Source organism: Dokdonia genika (genome assembly GCF_042652845.1).
Taxonomy (GTDB): Bacteria; Bacteroidota; Bacteroidia; order Flavobacteriales; family Flavobacteriaceae; genus Dokdonia; species Dokdonia donghaensis.
In genome coordinates this window covers 127,928-154,092 of record NZ_JBHSHB010000016.1, presented here as the reverse complement: position 1 = coordinate 154,092, position 26,165 = coordinate 127,928, and the positions used below count along the sequence as shown (strand labels likewise).

The window sequence follows — 26,165 nt, the reverse complement described above, 5'->3', positions numbered from 1 at the left end:
CACACTTATGAAACATTCTTTTTACACATTTTGTATTGCAACACTCTTATTATTTTCTTGTAATACAGATGATGATATTTTTATACCAGTTACCCCAGAGGTTGAAGGGCCATATGCTACTGGATTTTTAGTGACAAATGAAGGGCCTTTTTCAAATGGTTTTGGAACGGTAGATCATATAGATGAAAACCTTACTACGGTGTCACCATCTATCTATCAAGCTGTAAATGATGATAACCTGGGTAACATCGTGCAATCACTAACTATGACAGATGATAATGTTTATGTAGTTACAAACGTAAGCTCACGTATCACGGTAGTAGAAAAAGATACCTTTGAAGAAATAATCCAGATTACAGAAGGACTTAATAACCCACGTAATATTGTAATAATAGGGGATAATGGCTATGTGACTAACTGGGGAGATCCAGCTGTTGCTACAGATGATTATGTGGCTGTTTTAGATTTAAATACAAATGAGATAGTAAGCACAATTGCTGTGGCAGAAGGGCCAGAGCAAATCGTAGCAAAAGGAGATGCTATTTATGTAGCACACAAAGGAGGTTTTGGAGTAAATAATATTGTATCTGTAATCTCTAGTGAGCAAGAAAATGTTGTTACTACAATAGAGGTTGGTGACGTACCTAACTCATTACAGTTTGACACAGCGGGACGTCTTGTAGTTCTAGCTAGTGGCGCTCCAGCATTTACAGGTAATGAGACAGGAGGACAGTTTACTATTATTGATACAGATACAAATACTGCTGTCGAAACAGTTTTATTTACAGATACCGAACACCCTAGCTTCTTAAATGTAGTAGGTGATGATGTGTTTTATTATCTAGGTGGAGCAGTTTATAAAACAACCATAGCAGATTTTACTACGACTAGTACTGCAATTATATCTGGATCATTTTTCTATAATATGACCATACTCAGCGATGGTACACTAGCTGGATGTAACGCTGCAGATTTTGCTAGCAATGGTACTGTAGAGCTTTATGATACTACTACGGGTACTTTATTAAATACGCTTAATGTAGGTATTGTACCAGGTAACGTTTACGAGATTAACTAGGTTATTCTCTAATAGTTAATTAAAAAGGGGTGACATAATTGTCACCCCTTTTTGTGCTAGTTTATATCAAGTTGATCAACTATCATACGCTGGTAGAGCGGGTCTTGTTGCTCTGTGTCATAATATGAGGATTGTATCGTCGTGTTATATTGTGCGTTGCTTCTTCCGTTAAGAATAACATCTATGGCTGCGTCTAGAAGTGGCTCGCCTTGCTCACCTAGCTGGCCATAGTTTGTAAAATCTTCGGCTATTTCAATATCTGGTGTAAAACCGTCAAAATAGTCTGTAAGACCATTTGCATTTACAGACTTAAGTACAAGCGGTAGCATTACGTATCTGTGATTTGGGTTTGCCTCAGATCTTCTAAAACCTGGAGCCGGCGCATCATATAATAAGAAGGACCCTTCAAATTTTCCTACGGTGTTTGTACCTATCTGTATAATCTCAATATATGGATCTAGACCACTTAGTATAAGTTCGCTGGCACTTGCGGTTCTTCCTGTAGTGAGTATGAATACTCTAGAAAGTCCTAAGCTGTTTATAGTTACACCATCATTGCCACTTCCTAGATTATTATTAAAAGTGCGTGTAAATTGATTCTCTGGGTTGCGATCTGAGTTATACTGTTGAGTGATAAATGTTTGTCCTTCAAACTGACCAGTAATCATAGATGAGAGGTCGTTTGCCGTCTCTATAGAGCCACCACCATTATAGCGTAAATCAAGCACAAGATCTGTAATGCCAGCTGCCTGAAACTCTGCAAAAGCATTATTAAGATCACTATCAAACTCATTTGTAAAGCCGGTATAATGTAAGTACCCTATCTCATTACCACCTACACTTAGAACATTTACGGTATGTACAGGGTTTATAATGAGCTGTATTTTATTAATAACGATTTCTTCTCCCGTAAGGTCAAAATCTGTACCATTAAAGGTTGCTGTACTTATGGTATGGCTTTCTGGACTAAAAAAACTAGAAAAACTTGTGTTACCATCTATAGGCTGTCCAGTTGCATCTTGTAAGGGTTGCCCGTCTACAAGTGTAAAAATCATACCTCGCTGGACACCCGCAATAGCTGCTGGACTATCATTTACCACATATCTCACAATACCAAAGGCTCTAGTAGGGTCGTTAGGCATAATAAGCAGGGAGATATTCATACCAGAAGCAGTGCGAATTCCCGCTAGCGAGTTTTCTAATTCTGTATAATCATTTCGTAATATACTGAAACGGTCTACAGGCGCCGTAAGCGCATCAAAAGCATCCTCTACAGAAGCAAACTGCGATAAGTAGTCAAATTTTTCTCCATCATTACTAAAAAAATCATTTGCTAGCTCTGGCACTTGGTCTTTATATAATGACCAGTAATTGAGACCTCTATAAACAAAGTCAGACAGCTCTACTGTAGTTGCTGGTCTTATAGTATCATCAAGATCATCATTACAAGAAAAAAAAAGCATTGTAAACGCGAGTAGGAGTAGGGTAATCTTTTTCATAGGATTATAATTAAGGCAGTGTATCGTAATCTAGTATCAAATATAGTTAAACGTAAAAAAGTCACTACAATTATATGGTCTGCTTTAAAGTTTTGAGATTAATTAACAAGCTTTGCTAACAACGGTAAATCGTGATCTAGTTGCTCAAACGCGGTTTTTGGTGTTCTATACCCTAAAAAAGGGGCAAAGTAAATATAAGATTCAAGCTTGTGGCTATAAGCAAGTTTGTTATATGTAGACAGTTTTTTATCAAAATCTAGGCTAATATCCATCCACTCAGAAGAAAAAAACTGAGCGCCTTGTCTATTAAAAAGTAAGATAAGCTTAGGAGCAACATAGGTAATGACCTCCTTAGTAATCTCAAGTTGATCTCTGAGAAACTGTTTACCTATCTCATTGTTAAGAAAGTGTGCTATTTGTTTTTGCTCCGTATGTCGTTGATAAAATAAATCGCAATAAGTAATTCCTTTTGGTTCAAGAGCTGATAGTAAGTTGTAAAATTTTTTAAAGTACCTATCCTCGTTCAATTTACTATAATCATAGCTATACATATCGTCACTTATAAAATCTGTGCGTAACGATGGATTTATACCCATAACCAGTACGTTTGCCGTAGGATCTATCTTAGAGAATACAAAGCCATTACGCATAATGTCTTGCTGTTCTTGTGTATGAAGAAGCTTTGTGTAGGTGGTAAATAGGGTTTCAATTTTCGCTTTAAGCGAAAGCAAAAACGCATCCCTACTCATACATTAGATATTTAGAGCGTATTTTTTTAAATCGTTCTATACCTGGCAACCATTTTCTTTTAATCTCCTTAAAGGTGTATCCCGCCTCAATGTCTTGCTGTAATTGTGTGGAACCTGCGTGAAGTGTAAAACTGGCTGTTTTAAAGAAGGTATCCTTCTTGCTACTAGCAGCATAGGCTTCTATGAGCCATTCAAGATTTACAGTGTTCATATAAGCCTCATCACGTAGGTCTTTACCGTTACAGGTGACTCCCTTATATTTTGGTGATTTTGAACCAAAATTAGGTTGTGGCGTGTATAAGAAAGAAAAGTGCTCTTTAGGAAAATCTGGTGCGCCAAAGATTTGAAACTGCATCTCTGTCCCGCGACCAGCATTTACCGTAGTTCCTTCAAAAAAGCCTAAGCTAGGATATAAATTGATACTCTTATCATTAGGCAAATTAGGCGATGGTCTTGTAGGGAGTGCATACTTTTTCTGGTATGACCAGTTTTCAAGCGGTATTACCGTAAGATCTACTGTGATTTTATCTTTTAGCCAGCCTTCTCCATTTACCATTTTTGCATATTCTCCTATCGTCATACCATACACAAGTGGTATCTCGTGCATTCCTAAAAAGCTAGTGTGTTCTTTTTCTAGTGTAGGACCGTCTATGTAATGTGCATTAGGATTAGGTCTGTCTAGCACTATGACAGGAATCCCACTTTCGGCGGCTGCTTCCATAACATAGGTGAGGGTAGATATGTAGGTGTAAAAACGCACGCCCACATCTTGTATGTCAAAGAGTAAGACATCAACCCCTTCTAATTGTTGTGCTGTGGGTTTTTTATTCTTTCCGTAAAGAGAGATGATGTTGAGACCCGTTTTTGGGTCCTTACCGTCCTTTACCTTTTCGCCGGCATCTATATTTCCTCTAAAGCCGTGCTCTGGCGAGAAAACCTTCTTTATCGTAACTCCCGTACTGAGTAAGGAGTCTACTAGGTGAGTGCTTTGCGCTTCTGTATGCGATGTCTCGGTAAAGATGAGTCCACTTTTATTTGTAACCACTCCTATGTTTTTATTTGCTAGTAATGGGAGGTACAGCTCTGTTCTATTTGCACCCACAGTAATGCTAGAATCTATGACTACTACGTTACTTGTCGTGGGTTGTTTTGATTCCGCTTTCGCGAAAGCGGTCTTATCTCCACCCGTATTTGCACAAGAAATTAAGAGTGTGAGCGTTAAAAAAAGGGTATTTTTGAATAAAATGAGACGCATTTGAATCTAGAGTATTTTATAGCCAAACGCCTAAATGGCGGGACATCGTATAAAAGTAGTGCTTCCAGTACGATAATTAAAATTGCCATTGCAGCAATCGCAATAGGTATGGTGATGATGCTTATATCTATCGCAACGGGTATAGGTTTAAAAAGAGAAATACGACAAAAGGTGTCTGCCTTTTCTGGTGATATACTTGTCTCAAACTTTGATGGAAATAATAGCGAAGAGACCGTAAACCCAATTACTATTAATCAAGACTTTTACCCAAACTTTGATGCTGTACCAGAGGTAACACACGTGCAGGCAATCACAACTAAGGCAGGAATGATACGCACTGCAGAGACCTTTGAGGGTGTGGTTTACAAAGGTGTGGGTGATGATTATGACTGGTCTCGCATAGAAGATTATATCATAGAAGGCCGCAAGCCAGAGCTCACAGGTGACCTCAATAATGAAATTTTAATGAGTACCTATCTCGCAAAACGTTTGGGTTTTACGGTAGGAGATAAAGCGGTAATACACTTTGTAAATAAAGAAAACACACGATTTAGATCACGATCACTTGATATTGTAGGTCTTTATGAAAGCGCTTATCAAGAGTTTGATAAGATTTACATTATAGGAGACCGCCGCCATCTTACTTTTATAAATAAATGGGAAAAGGACGAGGTAGGTGCGTTTGAGGTTTTTGTAGATGATTTTGATAATATAGAGCGAGTTAATAACGAAGTGTATGAAAACTCTGGCTCTATGCTTAGATCCATATCTATCATACAGCGCAACTATAATATCTTTGAGTGGATCAAGTTATTTGATTTTAATATAATGCTCATTATTGTCGTGATGATCCTTATAGCAGGTATTAACATTGCGGTAGCACTGCTTGTACTTGTACTTGAGCGCACTCGTATGATAGGTATTCTCAAAGCTCTAGGTGGCTCAGATTGGAATGTACGTAAGATATTTATCTACAACGCAATGTATCTTATAGGTCTAGGTCTCTTCTGGGGTAACCTTATAGGCCTAGGAATTTTATTTGCTCAGAAGTATTTTGGTTTTATAAAACTCGACCCATCTACGTATTATGTGAGTGAGGCACCAGTTCTCATAAATGGATGGCATATTTTATCTCTCAACTTGGGGGTTTTTACTATATGTGTACTTATCTTACTTATACCATCTTATATTATAACCAAAATTAGCCCTGTACGCGCAATACGATTTGAGTAAGTTGTACTTACTTTTTTCTAATATCTACATACATATTGCGATCTATTTGTACGGTGCTAGTACCTTTTGGTACGTCTAAGCATTGCCATATATCTGTAGGTTCAAGCCATATGTACTTCTCATTAATCTTAATACGTAAAGGCATTGTAAAACCTTGTATGGTATTATTAAATCGATAGTGCATTTCTTTTTTATCGATTTTGTACTCAAATGTTGGGATATCTTTTTCTCTTAGATATTGATTAAAGAAAGGCGTTAAGTCTAGATTTAGCGCATTTGCAATATAATTTTCTACAGCAGCCGTTGTTGTCGTTTGGTGATAAAATTCTTTGCTTAAGCCTCGTAGTGTAGCGCGCCATAAATCATCATCTTGTGCTATGGTACGTAAGGTGAGCAATATGTTTGCACCTTTGTAATACATATCACCACTTCCTTCCTTATCCACATTATAGGTACCTATCATAGGTCTATCATTACGTATTTTATCACGAGTACCTATGGTATAAGTTGCAGCACTTTCTTTTCCAAAGTGGTAATCGAGATATAGATTTTCAGAATATGAGGTAAAGCCTTCGTGTATCCACATATCTGCCACGTCTTTATTTGTAATATTATTTGCAAACCACTCGTGACCAGCCTCGTGAATGATGATAAAATCAAATTTTAATCCCTCACCCGTACCAGAGAGATCTCTACCTAGGTATCCATTTTTAAATCTATTACCATAGGTTACAGAACTTTGATGTTCCATCCCAAGGTAAGGTGCTTGCACAAGTTTAAAACTATCCTCATAAAATGGGTAAGGACCAAACCAGTGTTCAAAAGCCTCCATCATCATAAGGGCTTGTTTAAACTGCTCTCTAGCCTTCTCCTCATCCTCTTTGAGAACCCAGTAGCTCATATCTAGAGGGCCTTTCTCTCCTTTATAAACCTCAGAGAAGTTTACATAATCACCTATATTTAAGTTTACACCGTAGTTATTTATAGGGTTTTTAACCGTCCAGTGGTATGTTTTTGTAGTTGCGTCTGTATCGATGTGCACAAGTCTTCCGTTTGACACGTCTACGAGATCTTTAGGCACGGTAACGTGCATATCAAGACTGTCTACCTCGTCTGCCGGGTGATCTCTGTTAGGCCACCACACACTAGCGCCTATGCCTTGATTTGAACTGGCAATAAAATGTTTTCCGTTGCTATCTTTTTTCCAGGTGATACCCCCATCCCACGGCGGGTTTTTTGCAATTCTAGGTTTACCTTCAAAACTTAGCGAGATCTTCTTTAGCTCACCCTCACGTTGTGGGTCTTCAAGTTGTATAAAATGCGCATTACCTTCTGACCGTACATCCAGTGAGTGACCATCTTGCATTACTGCGGTAAGCTCCATAGGTGCTTGTAGATCTATTTGTAACTCATTTGTACCTTCATTAAGCACTTTGTAGGTCATCACATTAGTCCCTATAATTGTCTTTGACTCCGGCAACACCTCTACAGAAAGGTCGTAATGTACAAGGTCCCACCACGCTCTTTGCGGTGTAATGCTACCACGTAAACTGTCTTGACGAGTTATTTTTTGAGAGTATGAAGATAGGCTCGTGAGTATAAAGCCCAGTAAAAATAGGTAACGCATTAATCTGGTTTAATTTATTGTGTAAGGTATGCTAGTAGCGGTTTTTTAAAATGCAATAAGTGAGTATCCACTCATTTGTGACTGGCTTAAAACGGTCATTGCAGAGAGGGCTACATCTATTATTTCCAATCTTCGTGCCGAAGTAATGTTGCGTGATCCCGCCGTTTGCCCGCAGACTATAAGTTCTACCCCTGCATCGTTTAGTGCTTCTAGAAGTGCAATGTTGGGGTTATCTACTCCATATTTTTCTTTATAAAGTTCATTTGTAAGTACGCCATATGCCGCCTTACCGTGTATAGCTGCACGTATGTGCATATTCTCCCTAGGGATACCTGCTTTATCGTGCATATTTAAAAAGCGAGCCATTGTCTCTATGTATGGATTTCTTACACTAGGGTCTTCTGGGGCTTTTGCCACATCAAAAACAATATAAAATTGTGCTTCAGTATCGGTTTTAAAATCTGGTTCTGGTACGGCAAAGGTTTTTCCAAAATCTTTGATGACGTTACCAGGTTGTGATGAGGGTTGTTGTGAGTACGCTTTCGCGAAAGCGAAACACAAAACAATAAGAAGCAAATTTTTCATAAAAGTAAAAGTAGTTTTTAGCAATGCTACAAACATTATATAGCGCATAAAGAAAAAGAAAACTAGTCAAAAAACCTTAACTGATGGTAATAATATCATCTAGCTTACTTGCACTTCACTAGCCACCTTGTTTAAAATAGCAAGATCTGACTCGTTTTTAATAAATTGGTTTGCATCATCTATAATGAGTTGTACTTGGTTGATAATAGCCTCTGTATACTCGTCCTTTAACGCATCAGATGTACTTAGGTATCTCAAGCTTTGTAACATTTTGTGTAGCATAATAAAGTCTGCTTTGCAATACTGCCTTAGGGATGCAAAAATGAAATAAAGAACCTCATCAAAGTTTATTGTGCGTAGTGATACAAGGGCATTACCATCTTTATCTGTCACAAAGCTGTTATCTCTCTTTTGCATACGTAATACAAATAGCTCGGTAAGGTAGTCTAAACAGGTAATTGCCGTGCCGGGATCATTTATACCCGGGCTCATTGCTTTTACAGCAATCTCTGTAAGTTGTTTAAATCCTAGGATATAATTATTTTTCACAATCTCAGACCTAGAAAAGCCAAAGCAAGAGCGTAGCGCCTTAATAGCCTCTTCATTAAGATCCTTATTTACACTTACTATTTTTGTACTATCTAGTACAAATGATCCTTTAGGAACTAGAAGTGAAACTTTACAAGAGTGCTCATTACAAAAATCTACAAGGGAGTCTAGTGCTATATCATTAAGATGTCCAGAGAACTTAGTAGTATAGCTTTGCCAAGAATTATTGTCTTTAAAAACGTCTACTCCTTTTGGATCACTCTCTGTGTCTATAAGTTGCTGGATGCGATCCCGTGATACCTTGTAAATGCGATCTATAATATTATTAATCTGTATAGCTTGAGATATAGAGTGTATAAAGTATATAAAAGCTGCAAGCACGTGTATACTTAATACAATCCCTATAAGTACTGCAAAGCCTGGTAGTTGCGTTTTAGACTGTTCTGGCTCAATACTAAGTAAAATAATGATACAGTAAATGATGACAGCAATATAAAAGCCCAGTACCACCTGGTGACGTTTATTTGCAATGAGTCCAGGTAATATGCGTGGTGAATAATTACTAGACGCCTGGTTAAGTATGAGCATAACCATAGAAAAGCTAAAAACCATCAGGCTAAAAATACCACCTATAAAGGTACTAAGAAGCGTGCGAGCCGTATCTGCATCATTAATTACAAGAGCCGGTATAGTGTCTATGAGATACTTTGATATCCCCTGTTGCTCTGCATAAGACATTAAGAATCCTAACGCTAGCCCCATAAAAGCAATAAGGCTAGGGTAAAAAGCTACATTACCCGTGATGCGGCTATATAAAAGCTCCAGTTTTGTGTACAGTTTATTCATAAACTACAATTTCCGTAAAAAACTTTGGGATAGCATTGCTTTTAGAATTACGTTAACAACGAGTAAGGATTGTTTTTACGCTTTCGCGAAAGCGTACTCATAGCAATTACCCAATAACTTTATGAACTGATTTATAGAAGAATTTAAATCAAAACTATGTCAACCTCCTTGCTGCAGTGCTTTATATATTTGTACATCAGGAAGTTTGCTACGTGATTAAGTCGCATATGGACTACGTGTATTTGTTATTTTAACAATTTTTAATATCGGGCGTTAATTGTATGGTAAAAAGAATATTTTAGCAGAAGCAATTAAAATAAAATCCAATTCTTTGCATTAGACGTATAACCAATAAAAATTAAACTAAATATTATGGACAACGAAAAAAGTGGTAACGGTATTAAGATCATTGCAGGGATTCTTGCAGTACTTTTAGTCGTTGCTGGGGCCTTTGCAGTAAAACTGTACAACCAAGAAAAAGATACCAAAAGCCAACTTACAAAAGAGAAAAACGTTGTGCTTGCAGATCTTAAGGAGATGGTAAGTAAGTATGATGTGGTTATAGAAGAAAATAATCTGAAGGACACAGAGCTTAACGATGCTCGTGACAGAATACAAGGACTCATTGCAGATATTAATGCAAAAGATGCTACCATTGCTAGCCTTGGTAAGTATAGAGCAGAGGTTTTTAAACTACGTAACGAGCGCGATTTCTTATTTGCTCAAAATGACTCACTACGTGGTAGTAACCAGATGCTTGCGATGCGCGTAGACAGCACAACGTATGAGCTAGAGGTACAAAGAGGTGTAGGAGATTCCCTATCACTAGAAAATCAAGCACTAGCAGAGCGTGTAACTCTAGGATCTGCACTGGCGGCAAATAAGCTTAGTGCCACTGGAGTTATAGAACGCTCTTCTGGAAAGCTTATAGAGAACTCAAATAATAGACGTGTAGATAAGTTACGTGCGTGCTATACAGTACCACAAAATCGTCTTGCCGAAGCTGGTGACCGTATGCTTTATGTACAGGTTGTAGACCCAGAAGGAAACACCCTAGGTGATAACAAGCAAGTAGCCTTTGACGGGACAGTTGTAACTTATAGCACAATCTCTAAGTTCTATTATGAGAATACGGCGCTAGATATATGTGAGAATATAGGGAAGACCACAAAAGATTTTCCAGAAGGAACTTATAATGTCTATGTATATGATAAAGGATCACTTCTTGCACAGACGTCTTTTAGTCTAAAGTAGGAGTAAACATATTTTAAATTAAAATCACCGCTCTAGGATGGATATCCTAGAGCGGTGATTTTTTATTCTGCTGTAGGGTACCAGTCTAGCTGAGTAACATTTATGCTACTATCACCATTATTAACTAGTTCTTTAAATTTTGAAACGTCGCTTAGACCTTCTGTCCCTCTGTAATGATAAGGAAATACGGTCTCTGGCTTAAAGTCTAATACCGCGCTCGCAGCGCTCTCTACCGTCATTGTGTATGGCAAGTTCATACATATAAAAGCTATATCAATATCTGCTAGATTGCGCATTTCTGGTATGTCTTCTGTATCTCCAGAGATGTAAACTCGCTTATCATCTTTTTCAATTACATAGCCATTTCCTCTGCCTTTTGAGTGAAATTTAAGTGCTTCCTCTCTAAGGTTGTACATAGGGATCGCAGTAATGTCAAAACCATTTTTCATTAATGAATTGTCATTACTAAGTACGGTTGTGATTTTTTGTAAATCTTCTGGAAGTTTATCTACTACTGCTTGTGGCGCAATAATCTTTGTAGATTCAGTTAGAATACCTTGTACAGTATTTACGTTTAAGTGATCACCGTGTATATCTGTAATCAAGATAAGATCTGGCGCATCATAAAGGTCAAAATTTTCTGGACCTCCTACGGGGTCAATATAAATAGCATTATCATCCCATTTTAAAACCATAGTAGCGTGCGATACTGGGTAAATTTCAAAGTTACTTTTCTTTGTAGTCTCCTCATTTGCAACCTCTGTAGTTGTTTTGGTTTCGTTTGATGTGTTCTCTTTACAGCTTGTAATACCTATGGTAAGAGCCGCTAAGAGTAAGATGTTGTGTAATTTCATTTTCTGTTATTTATGATTAATTATTTTTTCCATTTTTATGTTTGCTCGCTCGTATGATGCATTTTCTTCTACGGGAATCTCAATAAAACCCCATTTTTTATAAATATGAATAGCATTTTCTAGAATGGTGTTTGAATAGAGTATGAGTTTTGAAAGGTTTTCCGCTTTCGCGAAAGCGATACAATGCTCCATTAATTTTTGACCTATGCCCAGACCTCTGGCCTGTGGAGATACTGCCATTTTTGTAAGTTCTAATACCCCGTTTACTGCTGTGGGCATAAGCGCTACGGTGCCAACAATCTCATCATTGTGCTGGGCAAAAAATATGTATCCTCCTTTATTTATAATGTAAGTTTCTGGCTTACTTAATACTTCTAAGTCATAAGGTTCTACATAAAAATAGGTCTCTAGCCATTCTATATTAAGATGTTTGAAGGCGTCTTTATGCTTTGTGTTATAGGGTATAATGTTCACGATGATTTCTTATAAAGTCTGTAACGAGGTAAGATAATGCTTTACCTACTTGTTGATAATTTTTCTTTGTTGGAGCGGCCTCACAAATATGTAAATAACCACATTTAGTCTTTCTTGCAAGCTGGCCTAAAAAATAACGCATCACCTCTAAGTTAAATCCAGAAGGCGTTTGTGCACTACTTGAGAAATTTGCAATACTATCTACATCTATCTCAATACCCAGTGTATTGTCACTTAACTGGGAGATAGCGGTTTCAAAATTTTCTACCTGTTTACTTTCTAACAGCATATCTTCTATATCAAAAACGGAGATATGATCGCGAGTAGCTATCATATTGTAAATATACTGTGGTGTGTAGTTTTTATGTAACCCGAAGATACAATAGGTGTTGAGATATGAGTTCTCACTTTCTAGTCCATACGTAAAGCCATTACCGCTATGTCTATAATCTGTTTTTCTTAAATCTGTATGAGCATCAAAATTGATGACATTTATCGCTTTTTGCAAAGCCGTTGCAGTACCTTTTATATTTCCGTAGGCATTATTATGACCACCTCCTATCACTATAGGTATTTTCCCTGCACTTACTATGCGGTTTACCACGGTAGCTACTTTACTATCTATTCTTGCTACAATACTACCTAGTGTTTCTGGATTCTCCTTATCTATATCGTCTATATCTGGAGATACAGCTATATGACCTAATAGTAGGATATCGTTACCATTATTAAAATGATTGTCTTGAACGTTTACTAGAGCTTTTATAAAGCTTCCCCAAGCTTTTACTGCCCCGGGCTTACCGTAATTTGCACGAATACCTATATCCTCACAAATTCCAAAAAGAACATAGGTGCAATTATTATTTACAACGTCATCTAGGCTATCACATAGTTGCAAGGTTTCTCCTAGCTTGGTTTCACCAGCTCGAAGATGTGTGAATGGTTTAATATCACTTTCTGTTGCAATGTGTAGCTGTATCATATCAATGCGTTGTTGCGTTTGAGAGCGCTTCAATACACTCTTCTCTTATAGTATAGAGTTCGTCTAGCGTGTATGGTAAGTGATCTCTTTTTATCCAGTCTGCAAGTACAGATTTGTGATAGCTCTTTTTATACTCACCTATCTGATCTGTATCTATTGTGGTTTGCATAAGTATAGAATCTGTCCACGTAAGGTTTTTAGACTGTGCAAATGTGTAATCATACACCTCATCATCATAGCATAAAAAGGTATGAGCTTCTAGCATATATGGCAGGTTGTATTTATCAAGAGTCGCTCCCACACCTGGGGTGTTCTCTTCACTCATAGCGTATATGGCAAGTTCTAACTGTAAACCATAAATTGCGTGCTCATCTGTAAGCATTTTAAGGGTCGCGTGCTTAGTACTACAGGTACCTCGACCATTTGTAATAATGCTTCCAAACTCCAAAGGGTTTTCTACTCTGCCGTACGGTAGATTTTGCACTTTGCGTATCGCCTCGTAGAAGGTTTTAACTTCGTGTTCAATAAAAATGTCACTTACCGGGCTTCCCGGTACGATAGAAAAATTAGGTATAATCATAAGACTTCTCCATTTACAATTACCTTATCAATCTGGTGTTGTCCAAAATGATAGGGAATTGCATTGTAAGAGGGTAGGGGTTTAGTAATTATTAAATTTGCTTTTTTTCCTTTTGTAATACTTCCAGTTTCTTTTGCAACATCCATTGCAAATGCACCATTTATAGTAGCTGCAACAATTGCCTCTGCAGGGGTCATTTTAAGATTGATGCACGCCTGTGAGACTATAAAATTCATAGAGCTGCTAGGTGATGATCCTGGATTGTAGTCCGTTGCCACAGCAAAAGATAGGCCTGCGTCTATAATCTTGCGTGCGGGTGTATATGGTATATTTAAGAAGAAAGAACAGCCTGGTAAGGCTACCGGTATCGTATTTGATGTTTTTAATGCATCTATATCTTTTTCGGTAAGTTCTTCTAGATGATCTACGGTGAGTGCTTCAAGCTCTATAGCTTTCTGTATACCACCTATACTTGTAAACTGGTTGACGTGTACCTTAGGTTTTAAGCCGTGCTCCTTTCCTGCGTTTACTATGGTATCCATTTCTGCTACAGTAAAGTATCCTGTTTCACAAAATATGTCTATAAAATCTACTAATGACTCCTTTGTAAATGCTGGTATCATCTCATTTACAATCTCATCTATATAAGCTTCTCTATTTTGTTTATGACGTTCTGGTATAGCGTGAGCAGCTAGTAGCGTTGCTTTTACAGGGATATTTACGGCAGTACTGAGTCTTTTAATAACGCGCAGCATCTTAAGTTCTGACGCTACTGTAAGACCATAACCTGTTTTAATCTCTATAGCCCCAGTACCCGTTTTAATACATTGTGATAAGCTCTCTAATGCATCTTCATAAAGTTCATCTTCGCTCATTGCCTGTAACTTGCGAGCACTGTTCAAAATTCCACCACCTCTGGCAGCAATCTCTTGATAACTCAAGCCTTTTATGCGATCTACAAACTCATCTTCACGAGTTGTAGCAAATACTAGATGCGTGTGTGAGTCGCACCACATAGGTAATACTATTTGACCCGTTGCGTCTATAACTTCATCTACAGCGATGGGATGTAAATCATCCATACTACCGTACTCATAAATGCGATCTTCATCTATTACGAGATACGCATTCTCAATATACGGCATAGCACCCATCTCCTTGCCACAAAGAGGCTTATCATATTCTCCAGTTACTAAAAGCTGATATATGTTAGTAATCAATTTCATCCTTTTAAAGGTAGCAACTTTATACGACTATTGCATTAACATTTTTAAGAGAATGTCTAAAACTGTGCTAAGCCATTGGCCTAGAGTACACTATTTTATTCTTTAATAATGAGAGAGGTGCTCTAGGTGTTTTTTGTATTTTTAGAACATTAAAAAAAGTAAAGTTATGTCAAAGTCAAACCAGGGTCTCAATACCATTTGTACTCACACGGGAGAAGTAAAAGACGAGCAGTTTCAAGGAGCTGTTTCTCCTATATTTATGTCATCTTCATATGCCTTTATGGATGTAGATGTAAAGCGCTATCCACGTTATTTTAATACACCTAACCAAGAAGGTCTAAGCAAGAAAATTGCAGCTTTAGAAAAAACTGAGGCGGGAATGATTTTTGGCAGTGGTATGGCTGCAGTGAGCACAACCTTACTTGCGTTTTTAAGAAGTGGCGATCACATTGTATTACAAGAAACTTTATACGGAGGGACTTATAATCTTGTGGTGGAGGAGTTTGATAAATATGGTATCACCTATACGTTTACAGAAGATCTTAGTGAGGCCGCTTTCGCGAAAGCGATCACCCCACAAACCAAAGTTATCTACATAGAGACACCGTCTAACCCGCTTATGAAAGTGACAGATATGGAAATGGTCTCTGCACTAGCCAAAAAGCACGGCATTGTAACGATGATAGATAACACCTTTGCATCACCTGTAAATCAAAATCCAAAAGATTTTGGCATAGATATAATGATACACTCGGCAACAAAATATATGGGTGGTCATAGTGATATCTGTGCAGGAGCCGTTGCAGCAAGTCAAGAGCATATAGACCGTATCTGGAACCTAGGTAAAAATCTAGGAGGAAGCTTAAGTGATCTTATGGTCTGGATGCTTGAGCGTAGTATCAAGACAATGGCGCTACGTGTTAAAGCTCAAAATAGAAATGCAAAGAAGCTTGCCAAATGGCTCGATAAAAAGGAGGAAATAGATAAGGTGTATTATCCAGGTCTCAAGTCGCATCCTGACTATGCTCTTGCAAAAAAGCAAATGAGCGGTTTTGGTGGTATGATGTCCTTCGAGTTAGCACCACACATTGATGCAGAGGAGTTTCAAAAAGCGCTTAAACTTATAAAACCTTCTATGAGTCTTGCAGGTGTAGAGAGTACAATGCTTTGCCCAGCGCAAACCTCTCACTTTTTACTAGGAGAAGAAGAGCGTGCAAAACAAGGCATTGCAGATGGCTTGATACGCTTTTCTGTAGGTATAGAAGAGAAAAAAGATCTTATGGCAGATATTGATCAAGCGCTTGAAGTTGTACTTAAAAAAGCAACAATAATAGCAGACTAGAATTGTACGACTTATAAAATGCCATTACAGGCATTATAACAATATATTTTATGAAATTAGACATACTAGCTATAGGAGCACATCCAGACGACGTAGAGTTGGGCTGTGGTGCAACGATAGCAAAGGAAATAGCAAACGGAAAGATAGTAGGTATTCTTGATCTTACAAGGGGAGAGTTAGGCACCAGAGGATCTGCAGAGATACGTGATGTAGAGGCAGCAAATGCAGCAAAGATTTTAGGCGTGAGCGTACGAGAAAATATCGCACTTGCAGATGGATTCTTTGTAAATGATAAAGAAAGCCAACTCAAAATCATAGAAATCATACGTAAATATCAACCAGAAATGGTACTCTGTAATGCTATAACAGATAGGCATATAGATCACGGTAAAGGAAGTAAATTAACCAGTGATGCTTGCTTTTTAAGCGGTCTTAAAAAAATAGAAACTATAGTAGAAGGAAAGCCTCAAGAAAAATGGCGTCCCAAAACTGTGTATCACTATATACAGTGGCAAAATATAGAGCCAGATGTGGTAGTTGATGTAAGTGGCTTTATAGATAAAAAATGTGAGGCTGTGTTTGCTTACACATCACAGTTTCACGATCCAAATAATAAGGAAGGAGATACGCCTATATCTAGTAAGACTTTTAAAGATAGTATAAACTATAGAGCAAGAGATCTAGGTAGACTTATAGGTACAGAGTATGGTGAAGGTTTTACTGTAGAGCGATATGCAGCTGTAGATAGCTTATTTGACTTAATATAAGAGCTCACAACACACAAGGCATATAAAAACAAAAAAGCTATCCAGAAGGATAGCTTTTTTTTAAGGGTGGAAGACCGGTTTCGAACCGGCGACCTCTGGTACCACAAACCAGCGCTCTAACCAGCTGAGCTACAACCACCATTTTAATTGCGAGTGCAAAGATAATTAATATTAATAGATGTACAACCTTTTATCAAAAAAAATGGAGCATTTTTTTGCTCCATTTTTTATAATTCTGATAATGAGTTGTTTTTGTTTTACTCTTTTTCGGCTTTATCTACTACCGGTTTTTCTTTTCTGTTTGCAAGTTCCCACGCTGTTGCAAAAACGAGCTTTGTGCGCTTCTCAAGTAAAGGATAGTTGATCTTATCTGGAGTATCACTTATTTTATGATAATCATCGTGCGTTCCATTAAAGTAGAAGATTACTGGCACATTGTGCTTTGCAAAGTTATAGTGGTCTGAGCGGTAGTAAAATCTGTTAGGTTCATTTTCTACATTATAACGGTAGTCTAGGTTGATGTCAAAGTACTTTGCATTTACTGCAGATGAGATATTGTGTAAATCTGTACTAAGCTTATCAGAGCCTATGAGGTATACATAGTTATTATCTTCTTTGTGCGCATCATCATTACGACCTATCATATCAATGTTAAGATCTGCAATGGTATTTGCAAGTGGGTATACTGGATTTTCTGAATAATATTTTGATCCATAAAGACCTTTCTCTTCACCTGTAACGTGTAAAAATAGGATAGAACGTTTAGGTCCCTTACCATCTTTAACAGCTTGTTTAAAAGCCTCTGCAATCTCAAGTAAAGCTACTGTTCCAGAACCATCATCGTCTGCACCGTTATATACATTTCCTTTTGCGTCCATACCTACGTGATCTAGGTGTGCAGAGAGTACAAGAACCTCTTCTGGCTTTTCTGACCCTTTTATAAAAGCAAGAACATTTTCAGAATCATTAAGTCCGCTTCCTTTTCTAAAAAATGTATTTGGAACGATTTGATAGTAATCACCATTATTACCTGGTTGTACGTCTAGTTCTTTATAATAGTTTACAAGGTATGCTGCTGCCTTTTTTTGACCTGGGTCTCCTGTGTTACGCCCTTCAAATTCATCACTGGCATACACGTAGAGCATTTCTTTGAGTTCTCCTTCGGTGATGGTGTTTGTGTATTTACGTACATCTACATCATTACTTTCAAGTGTAGTTACATCTATAATAACAGGACCTTCTGGTTGTGCTGGAGTAACTACTTTTTTTGATTCATTACAAGATAGTGCAACAAGGCTTAGTCCTAAAAGCGCAAAATATTTTTTCATTCATTTTATTTTAAGATTGCTAAAAGTACAGAATTCAACCGAATAAAATAGAGGAGTGCTGTAAATGCTGTTAGTACGCTTTCGCGAAAGCGTACAGAAACTGCATAAAAAATGCCACTCTAGTTAAGAGTGGCATTATGGTATTACTTTATGAGATGTAAGTCTCTTAGTTGTTAAGCATTACTGGCATTACAAGCATTGTTACTTGCTCACCTTCATCAAGACCATCTACTGGAGTTAAGATACCTGCTCTATTAGGAAGTGACATCTCTAGAGAAACATCATTTGCGTTCATATTATTAAGCATCTCTGTTAAGAATCTTGAGTTAAAACCTATTTGCATATCATCACCTTGGTAATCACAAGTAAGTCTCTCTTCTGCCTTGTTGCTGTAATCTATATCTTCGGCAGAGATGTTAAGTTCTGCTCCAGCAATTTTAAGACGTATCTGGTGTGTTGTTTTATTTGAGAAAATAGATACACGACGCACAGAGTTTAAAAACTGGTTGCGGTCTATAGTAAGTCTATTTGGGTTCTCCTTAGGTATTACGGCCTCATAGTTAGGGTATTTACCATCTATAAGTCTACATACAAGCTCTACGTTATCAAAAGTAAATTTTGCATTGCTCTCGTTGTACTCTACAGATATCTCATCGTCAGATGTAGAAAGGATTCCTTTAAGTAAGTTAAGTGGTTTTTTAGGCATAATAAACTCTGCTGCCTGTGATGCTACAACATCTGTACGACCATACTTTACAAGCTTGTGAGCATCTGTTGCTACAAAGGTTAAACCATCTGTTGCAAACTGAAAGAAAACGCCGCTCATTACTGGGCGTAAATCGTCGTTACCTGTTGCAAATATGGTGTTGCTTATAGCCGTAGCAAGCACGCTTCCAGGTATTTTTACCACACTAGGATCTTCTAGTGATACGGCATTAGGAAACTCTGCACCATCTGCATATGCTAGTGCATATTTACCGTGGTTAGAGCTTATCTCTATGGTATTATTTTCGTGCTGAGTAAAAGTTAGGGGTTGCTCAGGAAATGTTTTAAGCGTGTCTAGTAACAAACGCGCTGGTAATGCAATAGCTCCATTATCACTGGACTCTACATCAAGTTTTGAAGTCATTGTAGTTTCTAAATCTGATGCCGAAACCGTAAGGGCGTTACCATCAAGTTCAAAAAGAAAATTATCTAGTATAGGTAATGTGTTGCTATTATTAATCACCCCTCCCAACACTTGTAGTTGTTTGAGAAGGTAAGAGCTAGAGACTATAAATTTCATAGTATTATTAGGTTTTGCTATGCAAGAAAATTGAATATAAAGTGATGCAATAAATTACCTGCACACTACTTACAAATATATTTGAAATGCGACGGCTTTAGAAATTAACTTATCAACATCTAGCGGGCGTAACGGCGCTTTCTTATTGCGGTATATATGACACCAAAAATAAGTAGTATCACAAGCGGAAGCCCAATGGTCAAGACTTGCCACGTGGTGATCTCTTTTGAAACCTTCTGGGTGTCTATAAATGGAAGGGCAATTTTTTTACTTCTTATGTTAATAAGACCATTATCATCGAGCAGGTAATTAACCGCATTAAGCAAAAACTCTTTGTTACCATAGCTGGTTCTCGTGTAGTAGTCAAAGCCTAATTCTAGTGGCTGCCCGCGGCTATCTAGTTCGTTTGCTATAATGTCACCATCAGATATTAGTATGAGTTTTGAAGGGTTTGTTGCGCTTTCGCGAAAGCGTTCTTTATCACTTCCATCTGGTAACACACGATTTGTAAATGCCGAAGAAAATGCACCTTCTACTAAAACAGCTAGTGGTTGTTGTCCTGCTTGAAAATCTGCCTCCTGAGGTTCTATGTCTACTTGTGCAAGTGCAATTTCTCTAGGGGTTGCTTCTACCTTTGTATAGATACTAGATTGTAATAATACTGTTTTTGAGAGTTCATTATTAGACTCAAGAAGTTCTATAGGGTTTGCGTAGTTAAAGCGTACCGGTTTTTCAATATTAGTATTTATAGGGTGGGTGTTAAGGCTAGGTACCTGTGGTCTGTATAACCACGGTAGTTGTATGTATTGTGACTCACTTCCTTCTCCAGATGCTACACTTAGTGGAGCAGAGTAGAGGTCTACTACTAGTGAGGGATTAATGCGTATACCATACTTAAAGAGTTGATCGTCCAGATTGAGATTTCTAGGAAATGCAACTGTTTTACCTGCATCATTACGCAGACTATCATCTTCTATTGCGACAGCATCGAGCATCCAGAGGCTGTTTCCGCCGTTTATAATATATTGATCTATCACATATTTTTGTTGCTCTGTAAATGCCTTTGTAGGCTTTGCGATAACCACGAGGTCAAAGGTGTTTTGTAAGGCTTTGAGTGCTTTTTCTGGATCTTGGTTTGCCACCTCCATTGGGAAGGGTGCAATATTATAAGTATCACCCAGCTTACGGAACATATCTGCAATTTTTGCATCTGGTAATTCACCATTATTTCGTAGTACTGCTATGCGCTTAGACTTTGCATTTAAAGAGATGTTTAGCCCCTCTGCAAAGGCATACTCAAGATTTTGAATAGACGCATAAACCAGCTGTTCTGGAGAAGACCCAACCACATTTTTTACTAAAGAAACAGGAACGGCTTTACCATTAAAGTTAATAGTAGCCCAGGGGAAAATAGTTTGAGTAGTCTCCTTGCCGTCTTGTTTTACTTTAAGCGGGATAGTGGTCATTCCAAACTCGTTAAATTGCCCTGCTACTTGAGCGGTCGTTTCGCCAGGCTCTACAGGGTTTGAAAACTCAAAGTAAATATTAGGATTGTGAGCCTGCATTTCTTCAAGAAGGTAGCGCGTCTCGTTCTGAAGCTTTTTAAATTCTGCAGGAAAGTCTCCTTCAAGAAAAACATCTATGATAAGCGGACTTTTAATTTGGTCTAATAATTCCTTTGTAGGCGTGCTTATAGTATACCTACCATCTTGAGTTAGGTCATAACGTTTATGTGCAAATGAACCTGCATAATTTATAAGTAGTAACCCTACAAACAAGAGTAGCGGTTGCGCTATGTTAGAGATTTTTTTCACGTAAGTGTATTGGTTTTTTTGCAATCTCCATATCGTGAGTATGATAAAAAACGCAGTTACACTTATAAAATAGATAAGGTCTCTCGTGTCTATGACTCCTCTACTTATACTTTCATAATGTGATTTAATACTTAAGCTTGATAATAAGGTTGTAGTACCCTCTAGGCTGCTGTAGGCTACGATACCTTCAATTCCAAAATAGAGAAAAAAGCAAAGCGCTACTGACGCAATAAAGGCAACAATTTGATTACTAGTACAGGCAGATATAAATATTCCTAATGCCGTATAAATACTGGCAAGTAGTACGAGTCCAGCATATGACCCTATGGTTACACCTACGTCTAGATTACCTAAGGGATTACCTAGCATATATATAGCGAGCACATACATTAACGTAGGTATAATAGCAATAATTATGAGGCTGTAAGCACCTAGATATTTACCTAGCGTAAGTTGTAGTGTAGTAATGGGTTTTGTGAGTAATAATTCTAAGGTTCCTGCTTTTTTTTCTTCACTAAAACTGCGCATTGTTACCGCAGGAATAAGGAAAGTAAACATCCACGGGGCAATAAGAAAAAATGGAGCAAGGTCTGCAAAGCCTGAGTTAGGAATGTTAAATTCTCCTTCAAAAACCCATAAAAATAATCCTGTGACCACTAGAAATAACCCTACGACTAAGTAGCCTATAGGGGAGGAGAAAAATGTGGTGATTTCCTTTTTTAATATTGCGTACAATGGGTTACTTTTTTTGAGTAAAACTACAGTAGATTTTTTAATTTTTGAAATACATTTTAATCTGAGTATGTAGATTGAGGAGGCCCATCTATTGGGATTTTTGCCCCTAGATAGGTAGGCTCTTTACTTATGCCTAGCTCTAGGTATGCTTTTACATTTGCCAGAAGTTCTCTGCGCTTATTAGCATTCTCACGCTGGTAGATATGTTTATCTCCTATAAAGCCGTAATAGTCAAGACCTAATCTATTTGCAATAAAAAGTGCTCGAGGTAGGTGAAATTTTTGAGTTACTACAATAGCTTCCTTTACATCAAAAACTGAGCTTGCTCGATACATACTATCATAGGTGTCAAAACCTGCATAATCTAAAAATATATCTTCTTCTGGCACACCTTGGTTAATAAGGTACTGTTGCATAGCCTTAGGCTCATTATAAGATTTTGTACCATTATCTCCAGAGAGTAAAAATCTAGATACTTTACCCGCGCGATAGAGCGAGAGCGCGCTCGATACTCTATCTTCTAGCATAGTAGATAGATCACCGTTAGATCTCACACTAGCACCTAGTACGATAACTGTATAAGCTTGAGGTACCTCGGTAATATTATTATAAGTTTGATCTCTAGTGCTAGATTTAACGTGGCCAGAGAGTATAAATATCCCACAAGCAAGAAGTGCCAAAAAAGCAAAGAGTAGAATGGTTATTTTCTTAATAATTTTTCTCACTAGGCCTTATCAATAATAGTAATAGGTTTCTTGTCATCATTTATAGCGACAAAGGTAAATTTACCTGCAACGGCTAGCTCGCGATCATAGCTATACATATCTTCTTTGTAAATCTCAACGCGTACTACACAGCTTGTATTGCCTACAGATTCTACCTGAGCAATAAGTTCTACAATGGTGCCCTCTGGAATGGCCTTTGTAAAATCTATCTTATCTGTAGATATAGTAACAACCTTCTTACGGCTAAAACGTGTTGCACATATAAAAGCAGCCTCGTCCATCATATGTAATGCGGTACCCCCAAAGAGGGTGTCATAATGATTAGTCGTATTAGGAAAAACCGCTTTAAAGATGCGTGTCTCACTTTCTTTAATACGTTGTTGTACTGTAAGCATAGATAGATGTGACTTAGTAATTCTTACTGCATAATATACTAGATATGCAGCCTTGTGTCTGTATCTTTGCAAGGTCTAAAAACAGAACAAATGCTACAAGTAATAGAAGCTTTAAAATGGAGGTATGCGACTAAAAAGTTTGATAACAAGCGTATGCTCTCTAGCGCTCAAATAGATATTTTAAAAAATGCCTTTAATCTTACGGCCACAAGTTTTGGGTTACAGCCCGTGCGACTTGTAATTATAAGTGATAAAAAGCAGCAAGAGGCTTTAGTACCTGTAACAATGAACCAGCAGCAGGTGGCAGATGCTTCTCACGTACTTGTATTTTGTATAGAAAAAAACGTAGACGGCACCTATGTAGAAGATTACTTTAATAATGTCAAGGCCACACGCAACACACCAGACGAGGTTCTAAAACCTTTTAAAGATTATCTATTAGACCATTTTAAAAACGTAAGTGTTGCAGATAATCATCTCTGGGCGACAAAGCAAGCATATCTCGCAATGGGTAATTTACTTACCGTTTGTGCGCTAGAAGAGATAGACGCCTGCCCTATGGAAGGCTTTTCTCCAGAAGGTTACAGCAAGTTGCTTGACCTAGATAAACACGGCATACAGCCAGTACTGGTTATGCCAGTAGGGTATAGAGCAGAAGATGATATGTTTTCTTCCTTAAAGAAGGTGAGAAAACCTATTGCAAATGCAGTTTTAGAATTATAGTATGTTTTGTAAATTGTAGGCAATTACAATATTGTGGCAAGATTGTTGTTTATTTCTAGAAGTTTTAAATTTGCAACAGCCCTAAAACAACTATAATGAAAAAACTCATCGTCTTTTTACTACTCATTTCGGCAGCGACTATGCAAGCGCAGCAGGCAAAATGGTACACAGATTTTGATAAAGCAAAAAAAGTAGCACAGCGTCAAGGTAAGCCTATCTTAATGTATTTTACAGGTAGTGACTGGTGCGGCCCGTGCAAAATGCTTAAAAAAGATCTTTGGGAAACAGATAAATTTATCCAGCAGGCAGACGACTTTGTGCTACTCGAGATAGATATTCCTTTTAGAGAAGATATCATCACACCAGAGCAGAAAAAGAAAAATATGAAGCTGCAAGACAAGTATAATAGAGACAAGTCTTTCCCTACCGTACTATTACTAGATGCAAATGGAAGAAGAAAAGACGAAGTGTCTGGATACAGTATGCTACGAGACACAGCACCGTACTACGCGTTTTTTGATAAAGCACGTCGCTTATAATAACGGTTCAAAAGAAATTATTTTAAAAGCGTTCAAGTAATTGGGCGCTTTTTTTTTACGCTTTCGCGAAAGCGTAATAACAACCCATCAACTCTTCCTTAGTAATTTGAGACGAAGGTATCTGTAAAGGTGATATCTTCTTATCTTTGACCCACTCTAAAATAACATATGTCAAAAGTAGTTTTAATCACCGGTGCCTCTTCTGGTATAGGGCAAGCCATCGCACAGTTTTTAGTAAATCATTCATACACCGTCTATGGTACAAGCCGTAATCCTAAAAATAGTTTAGAAAATGGTGTGCATATGCTCGCACTTGATGTAACAAAGCCAGAAACCATAACGGTAGCCGTAGCCACACTCCTCAAAGCCGAAGGTAAAATTGATTACCTTATAAATAATGCAGGTATGGGCATAACCGGACCTCTTGAAGAAACTCCAGATACTGAGACGAGACGTGTTTTTGAAACAAATTACTTTGGCGCGCTAGAAGTGATTAAAGCAGTATTACCTACTATGCGAGCACAGCGCTCTGGTATGGTAATAAATATTACATCTATAGCTGGATATATGGGGTTACCGTATCGCGGTATTTACTCAGCTACAAAAGGTGCACTAGGTATCACTACAGAGGCATACCGTATGGAACTTAAAGAGTTTAATGTGAAGATGACTACCGTAGCACCAGGCGATTTTGCAACCAATATTGCTGCGGGTAGATATCACGCTCCCGTACTAGATAACTCGCCTTATAAAGATAATTATAAGAACACGCTAGCTCTTATGGATGAGCACGTAGATAAAGGAATGGACACCGCTATTATGGCAAAAGTCATAAAACGCGTTATGGAATCAAAAAATCCAAAAGTGCATTATCGAGTTGGGTTCTTTATGCAACGTTTTAGTATAGCACTTAAGCGTATGCTGCCAGATACTTGGTATGAAAAACTGTTGCTCAACCATTACGGCTTGTAGTTAACAAACAATTAATCCTTGTAAGGGAAACCACTTATCACTTTTAGCTACATTTGTGTATAATCAACAAAATAAAAACCTATGAAATTTTTTATAGACACCGCAAACTTAGACCAGATTAGAGAAGCGCAAGACCTTGGTGTTCTTGACGGGGTAACTACAAACCCATCACTTATGGCAAAAGAAGGTATCACAGGCCGTGAGAATATCTTACAACACTATAAGGATATCTGTGCTATTGCTACAGGAGATGTGAGTGCAGAGGTGATCTCTACTACTTATGATGAGATGATTAAGGAAGGGGAGGAGCTCGCTGCATTACACGAGCAAATTGTCGTAAAGGTGCCTATGATCAAGGACGGTATTAAGGCTATAAAATATTTTTCTGATAAAGGAATACGTACTAACTGTACCCTTGTATTTTCTTGCGGGCAAGCATTACTTGCTGCAAAGGCTGGTGCAACATATGTATCTCCATTTATAGGGAGACTAGATGATATCTCTACAGATGGACTTAATCTTATAACAGAGATACGTCACATATATGATAACTATATGTTTGATACACAAATTCTAGCTGCCTCAGTAAGGCATACAATGCACGTAATAGATTGTGCAAAAATAGGGGCAGATGTTATGACAGGTCCTTTATCTTCTATAGAGGGATTATTAAGACACCCACTTACAGATAGTGGTCTTGCTAAGTTTCTAGCAGACTATGAGAAGGGTAACAAGTAATCCTCATTAAT

25 protein-coding genes and 1 tRNA gene are annotated in these 26,165 nt (G+C 37.8%); 9 read left to right on the top strand and 17 right to left on the bottom strand.

Features of this window, described 5'->3' with window-relative positions; translation table 11 throughout:
- The first annotated feature begins 7 nt into the window (after positions 1-7).
- Positions 8-1,078: a YncE family protein gene (locus tag ACFO5T_RS10345; RefSeq protein ID WP_380034153.1), complete on the top strand. Its 1,071-nt coding sequence runs from the start codon at positions 8-10 to the stop codon at positions 1,076-1,078.
- 56 nt (positions 1,079-1,134) lie between these two features.
- Here ACFO5T_RS10345 and ACFO5T_RS10340 read toward each other — a convergent pair whose 3' ends face one another.
- From ACFO5T_RS10340 to ACFO5T_RS10330, 3 genes are all read right to left on the bottom strand, one after another.
- Positions 1,135-2,577: a S41 family peptidase gene (locus ACFO5T_RS10340; protein WP_380034151.1), complete on the bottom strand. Its 1,443-nt coding sequence runs from the start codon at positions 2,575-2,577 to the stop codon at positions 1,135-1,137.
- Positions 2,578-2,675: 98 nt separating this feature from the next.
- Positions 2,676-3,326: a hypothetical protein gene (locus ACFO5T_RS10335; protein WP_380034149.1), complete on the bottom strand. Its 651-nt coding sequence runs from the start codon at positions 3,324-3,326 to the stop codon at positions 2,676-2,678.
- Positions 3,319-4,581 (bottom strand): exo-beta-N-acetylmuramidase NamZ family protein, encoded by a 1,263-nt coding sequence (locus tag ACFO5T_RS10330; RefSeq protein ID WP_380034147.1) that lies wholly within the window; start codon positions 4,579-4,581, stop codon positions 3,319-3,321. The genes ACFO5T_RS10335 and ACFO5T_RS10330 overlap by 8 nt, the downstream gene beginning before the upstream one ends.
- Here ACFO5T_RS10330 and ACFO5T_RS10325 point away from each other — a divergent pair, their 5' ends adjacent.
- The gene (locus ACFO5T_RS10325) at positions 4,582-5,814 is read left to right on the top strand and encodes an ABC transporter permease (protein ID WP_038596993.1); all 1,233 of its coding nucleotides are present in this window, start codon (positions 4,582-4,584) and stop codon (positions 5,812-5,814) included.
- A 7-nt stretch (positions 5,815-5,821) separates the two neighbouring features.
- On the opposite strand, the gene ACFO5T_RS10320 is transcribed toward ACFO5T_RS10325, so the two are convergent.
- The 3 genes from ACFO5T_RS10320 to ACFO5T_RS10310 form a co-directional block, all read right to left on the bottom strand.
- Entirely contained in the window at positions 5,822-7,441 is a 1,620-nt protein-coding gene (locus tag ACFO5T_RS10320) for a M1 family metallopeptidase (RefSeq protein ID WP_380034145.1), read from the bottom strand.
- A 45-nt stretch (positions 7,442-7,486) separates the two neighbouring features.
- A complete protein-coding gene (locus tag ACFO5T_RS10315; protein WP_380034143.1) occupies positions 7,487-8,026 on the bottom strand; it encodes a DsrE family protein in 540 nt (179 codons plus the stop codon).
- A 99-nt stretch (positions 8,027-8,125) separates the two neighbouring features.
- A complete protein-coding gene (locus ACFO5T_RS10310; protein ID WP_380034141.1) occupies positions 8,126-9,421 on the bottom strand; it encodes a DUF2254 domain-containing protein in 1,296 nt (431 codons plus the stop codon).
- Between the two features lie 372 nt (positions 9,422-9,793).
- Between ACFO5T_RS10310 and ACFO5T_RS10305 the strand changes: the two genes are divergently transcribed.
- Positions 9,794-10,675: a hypothetical protein gene (locus ACFO5T_RS10305; protein WP_021778809.1), complete on the top strand. Its 882-nt coding sequence runs from the start codon at positions 9,794-9,796 to the stop codon at positions 10,673-10,675.
- Positions 10,676-10,737: 62 nt separating this feature from the next.
- Here the strand turns inward: ACFO5T_RS10305 and ACFO5T_RS10300 are convergent, their stop codons facing one another.
- The 5 genes from ACFO5T_RS10300 to hutI are packed head-to-tail and all read right to left on the bottom strand — an operon-like array spanning position 10,738 to position 14,791.
- On the bottom strand, positions 10,738-11,529 hold the full coding sequence (locus ACFO5T_RS10300) for an MBL fold metallo-hydrolase (protein WP_380034139.1): 792 nt from the start codon (positions 11,527-11,529) through the stop codon (positions 10,738-10,740).
- 6 nt (positions 11,530-11,535) lie between these two features.
- Positions 11,536-12,003, bottom strand: coding sequence for a GNAT family N-acetyltransferase (locus tag ACFO5T_RS10295; RefSeq protein ID WP_375251800.1), 468 nt, complete (start codon positions 12,001-12,003; stop codon positions 11,536-11,538).
- A complete protein-coding gene (locus tag ACFO5T_RS10290) occupies positions 11,984-12,985 on the bottom strand; it encodes a formimidoylglutamase (RefSeq protein ID WP_380034137.1) in 1,002 nt (333 codons plus the stop codon). Before ACFO5T_RS10290 ends, ACFO5T_RS10295 begins: the two co-directional genes overlap by 20 nt.
- A 1-nt stretch (position 12,986) precedes the next feature.
- Positions 12,987-13,565, bottom strand: a complete 579-nt coding sequence (locus tag ACFO5T_RS10285) for a hypothetical protein (RefSeq protein ID WP_375251802.1) — start codon at positions 13,563-13,565, stop codon at positions 12,987-12,989.
- Entirely contained in the window at positions 13,562-14,791 is a 1,230-nt protein-coding gene (hutI, locus tag ACFO5T_RS10280) for an imidazolonepropionase (protein WP_380034135.1), read from the bottom strand. The genes ACFO5T_RS10285 and hutI overlap by 4 nt, the downstream gene beginning before the upstream one ends.
- Before the next feature lie 166 nt (positions 14,792-14,957).
- Here hutI and ACFO5T_RS10275 point away from each other — a divergent pair, with 166 nt between their 5' ends.
- Entirely contained in the window at positions 14,958-16,133 is a 1,176-nt protein-coding gene (locus ACFO5T_RS10275) for a trans-sulfuration enzyme family protein (protein ID WP_380034133.1), read from the top strand.
- Positions 16,134-16,183: 50 nt separating this feature from the next.
- Positions 16,184-16,900 carry a bacillithiol biosynthesis deacetylase BshB1 gene (bshB1, locus tag ACFO5T_RS10270; RefSeq protein WP_380034131.1) on the top strand — a complete coding sequence of 239 codons (717 nt, stop codon included), beginning with the start codon at positions 16,184-16,186 and terminating at the stop codon, positions 16,898-16,900.
- 64 nt (positions 16,901-16,964) lie between these two features.
- On the opposite strand, the gene ACFO5T_RS10265 is transcribed toward bshB1, so the two are convergent.
- The 6 genes from ACFO5T_RS10265 to ACFO5T_RS10240 all read right to left on the bottom strand — a co-directional run bounded on the left by ACFO5T_RS10265 (position 16,965) and on the right by ACFO5T_RS10240 (position 23,182).
- Positions 16,965-17,040: transfer RNA gene (locus ACFO5T_RS10265), tRNA-His, on the bottom strand.
- A 117-nt stretch (positions 17,041-17,157) separates the two neighbouring features.
- Positions 17,158-18,228, bottom strand: a complete 1,071-nt coding sequence (locus tag ACFO5T_RS10260) for a M28 family metallopeptidase (protein WP_380034129.1) — start codon at positions 18,226-18,228, stop codon at positions 17,158-17,160.
- 166 nt (positions 18,229-18,394) lie between these two features.
- Entirely contained in the window at positions 18,395-19,513 is a 1,119-nt protein-coding gene (dnaN, locus tag ACFO5T_RS10255; RefSeq protein ID WP_021778818.1) for a DNA polymerase III subunit beta, read from the bottom strand.
- Between the two features lie 119 nt (positions 19,514-19,632).
- Positions 19,633-22,062: a gliding motility-associated ABC transporter substrate-binding protein GldG gene (gene gldG / locus ACFO5T_RS10250; RefSeq protein WP_380034127.1), complete on the bottom strand. Its 2,430-nt coding sequence runs from the start codon at positions 22,060-22,062 to the stop codon at positions 19,633-19,635.
- Positions 22,063-22,118: 56 nt separating this feature from the next.
- Positions 22,119-22,787, bottom strand: a complete 669-nt coding sequence (locus tag ACFO5T_RS10245; protein WP_380034125.1) for a SanA/YdcF family protein — start codon at positions 22,785-22,787, stop codon at positions 22,119-22,121.
- Positions 22,787-23,182, bottom strand: a complete 396-nt coding sequence (locus tag ACFO5T_RS10240; RefSeq protein ID WP_380034123.1) for an acyl-CoA thioesterase — start codon at positions 23,180-23,182, stop codon at positions 22,787-22,789. Before ACFO5T_RS10240 ends, ACFO5T_RS10245 begins: the two co-directional genes overlap by 1 nt.
- 90 nt (positions 23,183-23,272) lie before the next feature.
- On the opposite strand from ACFO5T_RS10240, the gene ACFO5T_RS10235 reads away from it, so the two are divergent.
- The 4 genes from ACFO5T_RS10235 (at position 23,273) to fsa (ending at position 26,154) form a co-directional block, all read left to right on the top strand.
- Entirely contained in the window at positions 23,273-23,905 is a 633-nt protein-coding gene (locus ACFO5T_RS10235; RefSeq protein ID WP_380034121.1) for an NAD(P)H-dependent oxidoreductase, read from the top strand.
- A 95-nt stretch (positions 23,906-24,000) separates the two neighbouring features.
- Complete coding sequence (locus ACFO5T_RS10230; RefSeq protein WP_021778823.1) at positions 24,001-24,444, top strand: thioredoxin family protein; 444 nt, start codon at positions 24,001-24,003, stop codon at positions 24,442-24,444.
- A gap of 168 nt (positions 24,445-24,612) precedes the next feature.
- Positions 24,613-25,416, top strand: coding sequence for an SDR family oxidoreductase (locus tag ACFO5T_RS10225; RefSeq protein ID WP_380034119.1), 804 nt, complete (start codon positions 24,613-24,615; stop codon positions 25,414-25,416).
- An 81-nt stretch (positions 25,417-25,497) separates the two neighbouring features.
- On the top strand, positions 25,498-26,154 hold the full coding sequence (gene fsa, locus ACFO5T_RS10220) for a fructose-6-phosphate aldolase (protein ID WP_298348572.1): 657 nt from the start codon (positions 25,498-25,500) through the stop codon (positions 26,152-26,154).
- The last annotated feature ends 11 nt before the right edge of the window (positions 26,155-26,165 follow it).

Bases quoted from the DNA above. Each gene is read 5' to 3' on its own strand.
- ACFO5T_RS10345 (WP_380034153.1), top strand. From the start codon at position 8: ATGAAACATTCTTTTTACACATTTTGTATTGCAACACTCTTATTATTT.
- ACFO5T_RS10340 (WP_380034151.1), bottom strand. From the start codon at position 2,577: ATGAAAAAGATTACCCTACTCCTACTCGCGTTTACAATGCTTTTTTTT.
- ACFO5T_RS10335 (WP_380034149.1), bottom strand. From the start codon at position 3,326: ATGAGTAGGGATGCGTTTTTGCTTTCGCTTAAAGCGAAAATTGAAACC.
- ACFO5T_RS10330 (WP_380034147.1), bottom strand. From the start codon at position 4,581: ATGCGTCTCATTTTATTCAAAAATACCCTTTTTTTAACGCTCACACTC.
- ACFO5T_RS10320 (WP_380034145.1), bottom strand. From the start codon at position 7,441: ATGCGTTACCTATTTTTACTGGGCTTTATACTCACGAGCCTATCTTCA.
- ACFO5T_RS10315 (WP_380034143.1), bottom strand. From the start codon at position 8,026: ATGAAAAATTTGCTTCTTATTGTTTTGTGTTTCGCTTTCGCGAAAGCG.
- ACFO5T_RS10310 (WP_380034141.1), bottom strand. From the start codon at position 9,421: ATGAATAAACTGTACACAAAACTGGAGCTTTTATATAGCCGCATCACG.
- ACFO5T_RS10305 (WP_021778809.1), top strand. From the start codon at position 9,794: ATGGACAACGAAAAAAGTGGTAACGGTATTAAGATCATTGCAGGGATT.
- ACFO5T_RS10300 (WP_380034139.1), bottom strand. From the start codon at position 11,529: ATGAAATTACACAACATCTTACTCTTAGCGGCTCTTACCATAGGTATT.
- ACFO5T_RS10290 (WP_380034137.1), bottom strand. From the start codon at position 12,985: ATGATACAGCTACACATTGCAACAGAAAGTGATATTAAACCATTCACA.
- ACFO5T_RS10285 (WP_375251802.1), bottom strand. From the start codon at position 13,565: ATGATTATACCTAATTTTTCTATCGTACCGGGAAGCCCGGTAAGTGAC.
- hutI (WP_380034135.1), bottom strand. From the start codon at position 14,791: ATGAAATTGATTACTAACATATATCAGCTTTTAGTAACTGGAGAATAT.
- ACFO5T_RS10275 (WP_380034133.1), top strand. From the start codon at position 14,958: ATGTCAAAGTCAAACCAGGGTCTCAATACCATTTGTACTCACACGGGA.
- bshB1 (WP_380034131.1), top strand. From the start codon at position 16,184: ATGAAATTAGACATACTAGCTATAGGAGCACATCCAGACGACGTAGAG.
- ACFO5T_RS10260 (WP_380034129.1), bottom strand. From the start codon at position 18,228: ATGAAAAAATATTTTGCGCTTTTAGGACTAAGCCTTGTTGCACTATCT.
- dnaN (WP_021778818.1), bottom strand. From the start codon at position 19,513: ATGAAATTTATAGTCTCTAGCTCTTACCTTCTCAAACAACTACAAGTG.
- ACFO5T_RS10240 (WP_380034123.1), bottom strand. From the start codon at position 23,182: ATGCTTACAGTACAACAACGTATTAAAGAAAGTGAGACACGCATCTTT.
- ACFO5T_RS10235 (WP_380034121.1), top strand. From the start codon at position 23,273: ATGCTACAAGTAATAGAAGCTTTAAAATGGAGGTATGCGACTAAAAAG.
- ACFO5T_RS10230 (WP_021778823.1), top strand. From the start codon at position 24,001: ATGAAAAAACTCATCGTCTTTTTACTACTCATTTCGGCAGCGACTATG.
- ACFO5T_RS10225 (WP_380034119.1), top strand. From the start codon at position 24,613: ATGTCAAAAGTAGTTTTAATCACCGGTGCCTCTTCTGGTATAGGGCAA.
- fsa (WP_298348572.1), top strand. From the start codon at position 25,498: ATGAAATTTTTTATAGACACCGCAAACTTAGACCAGATTAGAGAAGCG.